The following is an 11,012-nucleotide window of genomic DNA, read 5'->3' on the forward strand; positions in this document are numbered from 1 at the left end:
TGAATTGCGGCAACGCCGCAATTCACCTTGCCGCACCCTACGGAAAACCCGCTCTATTATATTTCTCGAAATGAAAAAATGGAGAATGGCTGACCGTTACATCAATTCTCCATTCTCCATTTTCAATCCTCAATTATTTACCAGCCGAACGAACCAAACGGACTGGAGAACCGATAGCTGCCGTAGCCGTCATTCTGCTGCGAATTATCGCTCTGGCTGCTCTGGCGCTGCTGGGTCTGGGCATTCGGGTCATCGCCCTCGAGGTCGTGCGAATCGGTCAGCGTGATGGTGATATTGAGCGTCTTGCCGGTCGAAATACGGTATACGCTCAGCGTCAGCTTGTCGCCGGCCTTCTTATCCTGCTTGAGTTCGTTTACCTTATCCATGTCCGGGGTCGGGGTACCGTCAACGGCGGTGATGACATCGCCAACCTGCAGACCCTCACCGGCTGCCTTTGCGCGGGAATCAATGGAATATACCTGCACGCCGGACACCTTGCCGTCCGCGGACTCGACGTTCTGGCCGGTGATGCCGATGGACGGACGGCCGGAAACGTAACCGTTCTGAATCAGCTCATCAACAATATCCTTGGCGGTGTTGATCGGGATGGCAAAGCCCATGCCCTCAACGGTGGCGCTGCCGAACGCATTGCCAGACAGCTTAGCGGACGTGATGCCGACCACCTGACCGTACTTGTTGATGAGTGCGCCGCCGGAGTTGCCGTTGTTGATGGAAGCATCGGTCTGAATCAGCGTCATAACACGGTCATTGACGGTCAGATCGCGGTTGATAGCGGAAATACGGCCGCCGGTGATGGTGTTCGCAAACTGTACGCCGCCGGGAGAACCGATCGCGTAGGCATACTCGCCCGGCTCCAGCTCATCCGAGTCACCGAACTCTGCGGCGGTCAGGTCGCTTGTCGGCGTTACCTTGATGACCGCAAGGTCGGTCTGCTCATCCGTGCCGATGATCTCGGCATCGAGAGAGGTGTCGTCGCTCAGCTGTACGGAAACCGACTGCGCGCCGTCCACAACGTGGTTGTTGGTGATGATGTAGCCGTCCTTGCTCATGATGACGCCCGAGCCGCTGCCCGTGCCCTCAGAGGTGGTGGAGATAACCGATACGACCGACGGGTTGACCTTTTTGTAGATATCCTCACCGGCCATGCCGTCCGCGGTGTCGTAGTTGTCCGAGGAATTGCTCGAATCCGACTCCGGCTTGCTGTTGATCTGCAGTGTCGGCGCGGAATCCGAGGAATCGGAAGCCGTTGTGCCCGAATTGCTGTTTGCATTGCCGCCGAACGCCATATTGCCGACAACTGCGCCGCCTGCAAACAGCAGGCACGCAGCTGCTACACCGCACAGACCGAGCGCTAAGCCTCTGCTGTGCTTTTTATTCTTCGGGGTGTGCGGCTTCTGGCTCATCGGCGGAACCTCGCCGAAGCCGGTCTGCTGCTGCGCCTGATGGAACTCCGGATGCTGCACCGGCGTCTGGAACGGCGTGCGCGGCTCTTCTGCCTGCGGCTGCTCGCTCTGCGGTGCCTGTGCGGGCTGTTCCGCCTGCGGCTGCTGCATCGTCTGCTCGCTCTGCGGAGCCTGTGCGGGCTGTTCCGTCTGCGGCTGCTGCATCGGCTGCTCGCTCCGCGGAGCCTGTGCAGGCTGCTCGTTCTGCGGTGCGGTGTTCCGGGTTTCGGCGGCCGGCTGTTCGTTATTCTGATCGCTGCTGTTCAGCGGTGTTTTGTTGTTCATGTTGAAGTCGTCCATGATACTGACCTCCTGTTGTTATTCGCGGGAACATTCCGTTCCCTCTGTTGATGCTTCTATCATAGTTTCTCAATGTGGCAGTTTGTTGAAAACAATATGAATATTTTTTGAACACTGCCTGTCGCGAAACTACAGTTTCGCCGACAAGAGGAACGGACCGTGGGCCGTTCCAAAGTCGTACGAAAGTTCCTGTTCAGAAACTTTCTCCCTCCAGAAGTCCAAAAAGGGTGATACATGCTCCCCCTTTTTGAGCATTTGCAGAGCAAATGCTATTTCATGTGCGCTGCCGCGCGAAACGCTTCAATACAGCACATGCAGAAAAAGGACTTCCATGCACAGTGATAGCACATGGAAGCCACTTTTTACGCGTTATTCTGTCGGTTCTGCTCCGGTGCGAGCGGCAGGGTGAACTCAAACTCGGTTTCGCCGCCGCCCGAGCGAACGGAGATCTCACCGCCGTGCAGGTTGATGATGTTCTTCACAATATACAGGCCGAGACCTGCGCCGGTCTTATCCATCGAGCGCGAACGGTCGGTCTTGTAGAAGCGGTCGAACACATGCGGCAGATCCTCCGCCGAAATGCCGATACCGGTGTTGCTGATGGCGAACACGCACAGCTGTCCCTCCTGATGGACCTTCAGCCTCAGCGTACCGCCGTCCTCGATGAACTTTACCGCGTTATCGGTCAGGTTGTACACCGCTCGGTACAGGTGGTCGCGGTCACCCATGACGGTCAGCCGTTCCTCGAGATCGCACTGCACATCCAGCTTCTTTTTCTCAATCTTCTGCTCGAACGAGAGCAGGATCTGCGCCGTCATTTCGGTAAAGTCGAACGGCGCCGGACTGAGGATCAGCTCGCCGGACTGAATTTTTGCGGCATCCAGCATGCGGTTTACCATGCGGGACAGGCGTTTGGTCTCCTCCGCGATGATCTTCAGGTACTTGTCGCGCTGGTCAAGCGGAATCGTGCCGTCGATCATGCCGTCCACAAAGCCGCCGATGGTCGTCATCGGGGTCTTGAACTCGTGGCTGACGTTGGAAATAAAGCCGCGGGTCAGCTCCTCGAGCTGGTCAAGGTCGCGCGCCATGTTGTTGAACGAGACCGCCAGTTCGTCAATCTCGTAGCAGCGGTTGTCCTCGGGCACGCGCACGTCGAAGTTGCCGCCCGCAAATTCCTTGGCGGCGGCGGCAATCGTCTTGAGCGGACGCGTGACGTGCTGAGAGATTATGAACGAAATCACCAGCATGACCGCCAGTGTCACCAGCAGGATGAGCACGAGCGTCTGCGTCGAGTGACGCACCACGCCTGCCGAATTCGGATCCTGCGTGGAGACGAAGATCATCAAATCCGCATCGCCGTTATCATCCTTGACACAGGTGCCCACCGTGTAAAACGAGGACTCACTCAGCACGCCAAGTGACCCGACAGACGCATAACTGCCGTTTTTGTGCATCTCCGCAACCACTTCGTTTGAGATATGATAGCCGGGCAGCGTGTAGGTCGTGCCGTCCGGCTTGGCGCCCATTTCAATGTTGCCGTCCGCGTCCGTGATGAGCACGGTCAGCTCATCCTCCTTCGCCACGCGCGCGATAGACAGCACGTAAATCTGACGGATCACGTCAGAGTCCGTACCCTCAAGCAGCTTGCTCTGCTCGGCAAGGCTCTGCACGGTCGTGCGCAGCTCGGTCTGCTTGGCGTGCAGCGCGTAGCTGCTCATCTGGTAGCAGAATACCACGCCGGCCAGTGCAAACGCGCACACGATCAAAATCAGGTGGGCCACATAGTCCTTGAAGAAAAAACTGCGTCTGCCCATGGCTTACTCCTTGGTCTCAAACTTGTAGCCGACACCCCATACGGTTTTCAGCTCCCACTTGTCCGAGACGCCCTCCAGCTTTTCGCGCAGACGCTTGACGTGTACGTCAACCGTTCTCGTATCACCGAAATAGTCAAAGCCCCATACATCGTCGAGCAGCTGTGCGCGGGTGAACACGCGGTTCGGGCTGGAGGCGAGGAAGTACAGCAGCTCGATCTCCTTCGGCGGCGCATCCACGCGCTTGCCCTTGATGACCAGATCGTACGCCTGCTTGTCGATGACGAGATTGTCAAACGACAGCTTCTCGGGCGCATCATCCGGCGCCATGCGGCGGAATACCGCACGCACGCGCGCAATGACCTCCGGCATTTCGAGCGGCTTGACGATGTAGTCGTCCGCGCCCATCTCCAGACCGGAAACGCGGTCTGCGGTCTCGCCTTTGGCCGTCAGCATGATAATCGGCACATCGCTCTCCGCGCGGATCTCCCTGCAGACCGCCCAGCCGTCCATCACCGGCATCATCACATCGAGCAGCAGCATGTCCGGCTTGTCGGACTTCCACTTTTTGATGCCCTCCACGCCGTTTTCCGCCTCAAGCACCGTGTAGCCTTCGCGCTCCAGATACAGGCGCAGCAGCTCACGGATGTTGGCCTCGTCCTCTACGATCAATATCTTCTTGGGCATAGTTCTCCCCTGCTTTCCCAGTTTAATCTGATTCTATTATAGCGCGTTTTGAGGTGGAATGCATTAACATTTTGTAACAAGTTCCAGAAAACATATTTCAACTTTCACAGCATTATATGTGATTTATTTGTGCTAAATATCGCATTTTCAGAACTTTTTCTTGAATCTCCCGAACCAGCATTTTACATAGCTTCACGCAATTTCACGCATCTTGGTGCAAAATCGGTGCAAAATCGGTGCAACGTCCTTACCCGTTTACCGCCAGTGTTGCAGAACTATTAAATTCAAGAATCTGCCGCATCTGGTTGATAGCCTGCTCGTTATTCGCGTGCGCGTAATATTTCATGGTCGTAGTCGGGTTATCATGCCCCATCATCGCGGCTACATTGGCCGCAGACATTCCCCTGTTCAGTAAATTACTGCACAGTGTATGCCTAAAAGTATGCGGTGTGATGCGCGGTAATGGGTTATCAGGGTGTTTCCTGTTGTATTTATTTACCGCTCTCCGCATGATTGATTCTAAATCAGCAGCAATAACAGGTTTATCTCCCTTTGTCAGCATGAGAAAACCACAGTGTCCATCTATCATAGGTTCAACTGTTCCGCAGTTACGGTGTTCAATGATGTTGTGCAGACTGTTGCACACCGCATCACTCATAGCGATAACGCGATTGCCCGCAGCAGATTTAGGGTTTTTCATGTACTTGCTCCCATCTTTACGCCGCAGCAGTTGTTTGTTAATGGTAATCAGCCGATTCTCAAAGTCCAAATCAGCCTTGGTCAAACCACAAAATTCGCTGATACGAACGCCCGTTCCCAGTAATACAATGAACCAATCCAGATGCCGTGAATATGTGCTGTCATTGGTAATGAAGTCCAATAAGGCATTTACTTGTTCATTGGTCAGCGCATCACGTTTCGCCGTGTCATTTGTGAGTATGTCATTGAGCCGAAAATCAAACGGATTTTCACGAATCAGATGGTTTTTCAATGCCATTTTGAACGCTGGTTTTAATATTTTACTCATAGCTGAGATAGTGCTGTACGCTTTGCCGTTTTTACGCATCGCTTTGAACCACCGCCGCGCATCTATCTCTTTTACGTCACAGATACGACGATTTCCGAACTGTTCCCGTTTTACCATCTCCGCCCATGAAGTGTAGTTGATCTGCGTATTTTCGGTTTTATCGTCTTTCATCTCGATATACATTTCCAGCAGTTCATTCACTGTGATTTTCCCGCTAGAATAGCTGATACCGCTCTCAATCGAACGAATCAGTTCCGCCTTTTTCTTTCTCATGCCCTCTAAAGTCGGGTCTGTTACATAGGCGTATTGGTGGGTGTTCGGGTCAAGTTTCTTGAACTGATAGATACCATTCTTTTTCTGGCACTCTCCCTCTTTTAATACACGCCCTTTGTTGTCTTTTCGCTTTCCAGCCAATAATTAGATCTCCTTTCCTGCTGAAAAGCCCCAAATATGACAGCAACAGTATAGCATAGTTGGGGCTGGATTGCACGAACTTTTACATGGAATAATTATCACGAATGAACTTCTGGAGAGATTTGCGTTTGATAAGATGTTTTGTGCCGACACGGAACACCAGTTCAGGGTGTTCTTCAATAAGAGCACGAATCGAGTTTTGACCAATACCAGAGAACGCCGTAGCCTCTGGCACGTTCAGCAGTTCTTTCTCCCAGAGGGGAACATAGGTGTTATTCATGTAATCAGTGGTCATATGTTTTCCTTTCTTTTTCTTTGAGTGAGATATATCTACTCGCCCGCTCGTGTGCAGGCGGCAGACGTGAAAAGTGTAAATTGTGCCCGTACAGGCAATTATAAAATTAGGGTATAATCTAACTTGACTCTCTCAGGAGTCTGTTGTTCGGTAAATTTAGAGTTTAAATTGATATTTATTTTACCAACTGTAAAGATAGTCATTGACTTATACTTTACGTTATGCTATTCTAATCTCACAGGAGGTTGAGAATATGGCAAATATCGCGTATGTGAGAGTATCTACAGTAGAGCAGAACGATGAACGGCAGCGTGAAGCGTTAGCCGCTTACCAGATCGACAAGTGGTTCTGCGAGAAAGTGTCCGGCAAAGACACGAACAGGCCGCAGCTTCAAGCCATGCTGGAGTTTGTGCGCGAGGGTGATACCGTGTATGTTCACGATTTCAGCCGCCTGGCACGCTCTACCGCTGACCTGCTGAACATCGTTGACACTCTGGCCGCCAAGGGTGTGCATCTTGTCAGCCGCAAAGAAGCCGTAGACAGCAGTACACCAACGGGAAAGCTCATGCTGACTATGATAGGAGCTATCGCAGAGTTTGAACGCGCGAACCTGTTAGAGCGCCAGAGAGAGGGTATCGCCATCGCCAAGCGGGAGGCAAGTACAAGGGGCGCACACCTGTTACACCTGCCGACTTTGCCGCCCAGTATGCGAGATACCAGCGCCGCGAGATACCGTCTAAAGCTGAGTTGGCACGAGTGCTCAAAATCAGCCGTCCGACACTGGATAAGCTGATTAAGGAGCAGGGAGAGGGTTAACGCCCTCTCTTTCGCGCTGGAACGCCCTGTATTCGCGTTAGTTTTCACCCGCAATACCGTAGCGAAACGCGACAGTATTGCGGCTGGTGCGCTGTTGTTCAAAGGTCGCAGTTTCCGTACTCCCCTTAGTCCAGCCAGCGAGAGGATAGCTGATTGTGACACATCCTTAGTTACAGTCAGTGACAGAACACAGCTCAATTCCACAAATCACCAAATTCTGCGTACATTCGTTCTAATTTTTTCTTGTTCTGCTCTTGCGTTTCTTGGCTTATTCCAGCCAGAGCATCAGTGTTGCTTGTTTGGCTGGTGGTCTGATATGAACTATCAGCAATACCCGCTTGCACAGTTTGATTGCTGGTTTCTTGCGTGACATGGTATAATTCTGCCGTCAAGTGTTCACGCCGTTCTTCCTCCGAATACTGATTTCCCTTAATGCGATCCATTGCAGTTTCGACTTGTGCTATGCTGATATTCTCTAATTGCTTACTAACTGCATTACCTTTCATTTCTCGATCATCAACACGAATAGTTTGGGGTGTTGCCCTCACTATCTTAAACATCAACTGACATACTTCATCCACTAAAGATTCTTCATTTCTGGCCAGAAAATAAATTTTCGCATCTGAGGTCATTAAACCGTTATTAAAAGCCCGCTCGTTACCATTGACGGAGTAATTACTATTGTCAGTATTACTAATTTCAGTATTGCTACTATCAGTGTTACTGTTATCAGTCTTACTAATTTCAGTCTTATTACTCTGTCCGTTGGACTGCTCTGGAACTGTCCCCTTGACAGGTCTTGTCTGTCCGTCAGACGGTTCAGTGCTGTTCCCCCGACAGCTCTTTAGCTGTTCTTCCAACGGCTCTTGTCCGTCCTTTGAACGTGTTCTGTCCAGTCGTTTTGACGGTTCAGTTTCAAGCACATCATGCACATAGATTCGGTTGGGTTTGCCTAATCCCCGCCGAACCTTGCGAATCAATCCCATGTTGTCGAGGTCATTCACTAACTGGCCAGCTTTCTTTTCACCGCAGCGAACATCTGCCGCCACGTTTCCAAGGTCATAACAGATGAACGGAATGCCATGCTCATCTTTCATCTGGTTGGAGATAGACAGTTGCAGACGGTCACGCATCAAGGCGTACGCCAGAATATGTTGCGCTGTCAGGTGTTTGTATTGCGGCGCTTTTCCGTTGAAGAAAATTTTCGGCAGTTTGGCGAACGCTTGTGTGCTTTCGCTCTGGCCGAACGTTTCGTTCAGTGTGGTAATGGAATTACTCATTGATTATCCTCCCAATTTGATTATTTGTTGAATATTAAGCCTCTATTACCCCTTCTGGCTCGTTCCGATTTTTCGGGAAACAGCGTTCACGGCTCTCCGAGTTTTCGGTAAAAGTTCTCCCAGACAGAAAATTTATATTTCCTTGAATTTTCTCGAGCGCACGAATCAAACTCGAACGTAGGAATGAGCCAAAATACTTGACTTCTCCCGCACTTGATGGTATCCTTGCTTTGAATAGTTGAATCGCAATTTTCTCACTCCTTTTATAATTGGCTCAGAATGCCCTAGAATCGTTTCTGGCGGTCATTCGTCAATGGATACACCAGATGCACCAAAAGCGATTACAGCGCATTCTCGCAGGATTATGGCATTTCGCACTGTCTATCAAATTGTAATCGCTCTCTTTCTGGTCGTTGGTCGTAGTTGGTCATTGTGAATCGCTGGCTTAACTCGATAACAAAATGTTATTGAGTGGCCATGCGGCTGGCTTGCTAAGTCATGGATTCACCTCTTTCTATAAATCGGCTCAGAATGCCTCAGAATCGTTTCTGGTGGTTGTTCACCAAGAGATAGGCGCAGTTAGGGCAGGAACGATTGTGGCGTATCCTCGCAGGCTTATGCAACTTGCCGCGCGGTGATTTTGCTTGACATATACTACTATACAAAAAATCGGAAATTGGGTCTCGGCACTATGCACAAATTCCTTTCTCTTTTATTGTGCATTATTGCAGTTCATAACTAAAATCATTATATAAACAGCAAAAGCGGCTGATATGCGTAAAAAATCGCACATCAGCCGCAGTTATTTTTTATTTAAAAATCTTCATCATCATCATCAGCCAGAAAAATGGTCAGCTGAAAAGGTTTCTGATCTGCGAATTTTACGGTGATATACTCAATCCGTTCCTCGGGAAAGAAACGCCCGCTTGCCCATGCAAATTCGCCTTTTACCACAATCTTACTCTCCCAGAACGGGTCAATGATAAAAGCAACGCCGTCCTCGATAATTTCAAAAGGCCCTACTACAAGAGATATATCTACTCGACTGGCCGCATCTTTCGAGGGAAAGTTCATCTGCATACTGGTGAAATACCCTCTGTTCAAATGAACCAGCAGGCTTTCCAGTGTCGGGAATGTTAGTCTTTCAAATTCCATGTTTTTTCTCCTTTGTTTTTCCGTTGGGTGATTGGGTTTTCGGTGTCATTTCGGGGCTTTTCAGATATTCGGTGCAAAATCGGTGCAACGATAAATAACACCAAACTTTTTCGCGCTCTATATTACATATTTTTGATAAAATTACTGTTTTCAGCACATGAATCCATCATCAAAGCAAGATATTGCATTAACATTTTGTAAAACACTGCTTTGCACCCGACAGTTCCTGTGCTATACTGAATATATCACCCAAAAGGAGAATTTTTATGTCACAGACGGTAGAAATGCATATTATTGCGCGGATACACAGCGATTTTCCCACCAAATTCGGCATTCCGCGGCAGAGCGGACTGGCGGACGTACCGGCGCGCATTGTATTCGAGCCGGAATACCGCAACGCGGATGCGCTGCGCGGCATCGAGGGTTTCTCTCACCTGTGGCTCATCTGGCAGTTTTCGGCAGCCGTGCGTGACGGCTGGTCCCCGACTGTGCGCCCGCCCAAGCTGGGCGGCAACAAGCGCATCGGCGTGTTTGCGACGCGCTCGCCGTTCCGGCCGAACGAGATCGGGCTGTCCTCGGTGCGCCTTGACCGCGTGGAGCCCAACACGCCGGACGGTCCGGTGCTGCACATTTCGGGCGCGGATCTGATGGACGGCACGCCGATTTTCGACATCAAGCCGTACCTTGCGTACACGGATTCGCATCCGGAGGCACGCGGCGGTTTTGCGCTGACGACCGATGCGGTGCGGGTTAAGTGTCCGGCGCAGCTGCTCGAAAAGCTGCCGCAGGAACGCCGTCAAACCCTGCTGAACGTGCTCGCACAAGACCCCCGACCGGGCTATCAGCACGAGCCGGGTCGCGTGTACGGCTTCCCGTTTGCGGGATTTGAGGTCAAATTCACCGTGGAAGGTGACTTGCTGACCGTTCGGCAAATCGAGAGTCGCTAACTATTCTGCGGTAAATTTTACACGGGGCGCACAAACCGCGCAGGCAGTTCGCCCAATCCGGGCGGCAGCCTGTTTCTCTGCACCGACTGAGCGGGGGACGTGAACTGCGCAGGCGTGTTCGCCCTTTCCGGGCGGCAGCCTGTTTCTCTGCACCGGCTGAGCGGGGGACGCGAACTGCGTTAGCGTGTTCGCCCCTAACGGGCGGAGAGTTTTCCGCTGAACCTCAGCGGGGGGATTCGCCGTCTGCGGACGGCGGGAGCGTGCCGCGCTCCGCGGCGGGGCAAAAAGGAAGGACAACCTGCGGTTTTCCTTCCTCTTTGAACTCCTACCTTTCCCTTGTTTGTTAGCCTGGCGCAGATTACCTACATGTGACCGCTGCGAAATAGGGGAACGGCAGAGGATTTTTTCTTCCGTGTCTTTCGCAACCTGTTCGCAGTGTCAGATACCGTTCTGCTACACAGACCGGAAAGTCTTCGCAGGCGCGACACAAGGTGAATTGCCCATAGGGCAAGAGAGGGTCCCCTGGGGGATAACAGTGTCGCGCAAACCGTTTGCGAGTGCAAATCAGCTATAACCGCAGGATTTGGATAATCTGCACAGGTAAAAATGTTGCGCGGCACTGTCATGCCGCGCTCTGCGTTGATTAACCCGCATGTGTAGCAGTACGCTGTCTGTGAACTGCGAAAAGGCAGAGAAAGACACGCTGAGGTAACCCGACTGCCGCGTCCTTTTCCTGCTTACGCAGTCTACCGTCTGCACCCAAGCTATCCCAACAAGGGAAACGGGTGTTCAAAGAGGGTAGAAACCGTAGGTGTCT

9 protein-coding genes are annotated in these 11,012 nt (G+C 51.6%); 2 read left to right on the top strand and 7 right to left on the bottom strand.

Features of this window, described 5'->3' with window-relative positions; genetic code table 11:
* Positions 1-137: 137 nt before the first annotated feature.
* The 5 genes from DXB00_RS15830 to DXB00_RS15850 form a co-directional block, all read right to left on the bottom strand.
* A complete protein-coding gene (locus DXB00_RS15830) occupies positions 138-1,763 on the bottom strand; it encodes a S1C family serine protease (RefSeq protein WP_118728958.1) in 1,626 nt (541 codons plus the stop codon).
* A gap of 362 nt (positions 1,764-2,125) precedes the next feature.
* Positions 2,126-3,577 carry a sensor histidine kinase gene (locus tag DXB00_RS15835; RefSeq protein ID WP_118728957.1) on the bottom strand — a complete coding sequence of 484 codons (1,452 nt, stop codon included), beginning with the start codon at positions 3,575-3,577 and terminating at the stop codon, positions 2,126-2,128.
* A gap of 3 nt (positions 3,578-3,580) precedes the next feature.
* Entirely contained in the window at positions 3,581-4,261 is a 681-nt protein-coding gene (locus DXB00_RS15840; RefSeq protein WP_110435133.1) for a response regulator transcription factor, read from the bottom strand.
* Positions 4,262-4,508: 247 nt separating this feature from the next.
* Positions 4,509-5,702 (bottom strand): site-specific integrase, encoded by a 1,194-nt coding sequence (locus DXB00_RS15845; RefSeq protein ID WP_118728956.1) that lies wholly within the window; start codon positions 5,700-5,702, stop codon positions 4,509-4,511.
* A gap of 82 nt (positions 5,703-5,784) precedes the next feature.
* Entirely contained in the window at positions 5,785-5,997 is a 213-nt protein-coding gene (locus DXB00_RS15850; protein ID WP_118728955.1) for an excisionase, read from the bottom strand.
* A gap of 253 nt (positions 5,998-6,250) precedes the next feature.
* Between DXB00_RS15850 and DXB00_RS15855 the strand changes: the two genes are divergently transcribed.
* Positions 6,251-6,790 (top strand): recombinase family protein, encoded by a 540-nt coding sequence (locus DXB00_RS15855; protein WP_330427941.1) that lies wholly within the window; start codon positions 6,251-6,253, stop codon positions 6,788-6,790.
* Between the two features lie 217 nt (positions 6,791-7,007).
* On the opposite strand, the gene DXB00_RS15860 is transcribed toward DXB00_RS15855, so the two are convergent.
* Complete coding sequence (locus DXB00_RS15860) at positions 7,008-8,093, bottom strand: replication initiator protein A (RefSeq protein WP_118728953.1); 1,086 nt, start codon at positions 8,091-8,093, stop codon at positions 7,008-7,010.
* 813 nt (positions 8,094-8,906) lie between these two features.
* A complete protein-coding gene (locus tag DXB00_RS15865) occupies positions 8,907-9,248 on the bottom strand; it encodes a hypothetical protein (protein WP_118728952.1) in 342 nt (113 codons plus the stop codon).
* Positions 9,249-9,514: 266 nt separating this feature from the next.
* Between DXB00_RS15865 and tsaA the strand changes: the two genes are divergently transcribed.
* A complete protein-coding gene (gene tsaA, locus DXB00_RS15870) occupies positions 9,515-10,195 on the top strand; it encodes a tRNA (N6-threonylcarbamoyladenosine(37)-N6)-methyltransferase TrmO (protein ID WP_118728951.1) in 681 nt (226 codons plus the stop codon).
* Positions 10,196-11,012: the final 817 nt, after the last annotated feature.

Origin of the sequence: Butyricicoccus sp. OF10-2, from assembly GCF_003481925.1 — a bacterium.
Taxonomy (GTDB): Bacteria; Bacillota; Clostridia; order Oscillospirales; family Butyricicoccaceae; genus Agathobaculum; species Agathobaculum butyriciproducens.

Coding starts and splice junctions, on each gene's coding strand:
- DXB00_RS15830 (WP_118728958.1), bottom strand. CDS start 1,763: ATGGACGACTTCAACATGAACAACAAAACACCGCTGAACAGCAGCGAT.
- DXB00_RS15835 (WP_118728957.1), bottom strand. CDS start 3,577: ATGGGCAGACGCAGTTTTTTCTTCAAGGACTATGTGGCCCACCTGATT.
- DXB00_RS15840 (WP_110435133.1), bottom strand. CDS start 4,261: ATGCCCAAGAAGATATTGATCGTAGAGGACGAGGCCAACATCCGTGAG.
- DXB00_RS15850 (WP_118728955.1), bottom strand. CDS start 5,997: ATGACCACTGATTACATGAATAACACCTATGTTCCCCTCTGGGAGAAA.
- DXB00_RS15855 (WP_330427941.1), top strand. CDS start 6,251: ATGGCAAATATCGCGTATGTGAGAGTATCTACAGTAGAGCAGAACGAT.
- DXB00_RS15860 (WP_118728953.1), bottom strand. CDS start 8,093: ATGAGTAATTCCATTACCACACTGAACGAAACGTTCGGCCAGAGCGAA.
- DXB00_RS15865 (WP_118728952.1), bottom strand. CDS start 9,248: ATGGAATTTGAAAGACTAACATTCCCGACACTGGAAAGCCTGCTGGTT.
- tsaA (WP_118728951.1), top strand. CDS start 9,515: ATGTCACAGACGGTAGAAATGCATATTATTGCGCGGATACACAGCGAT.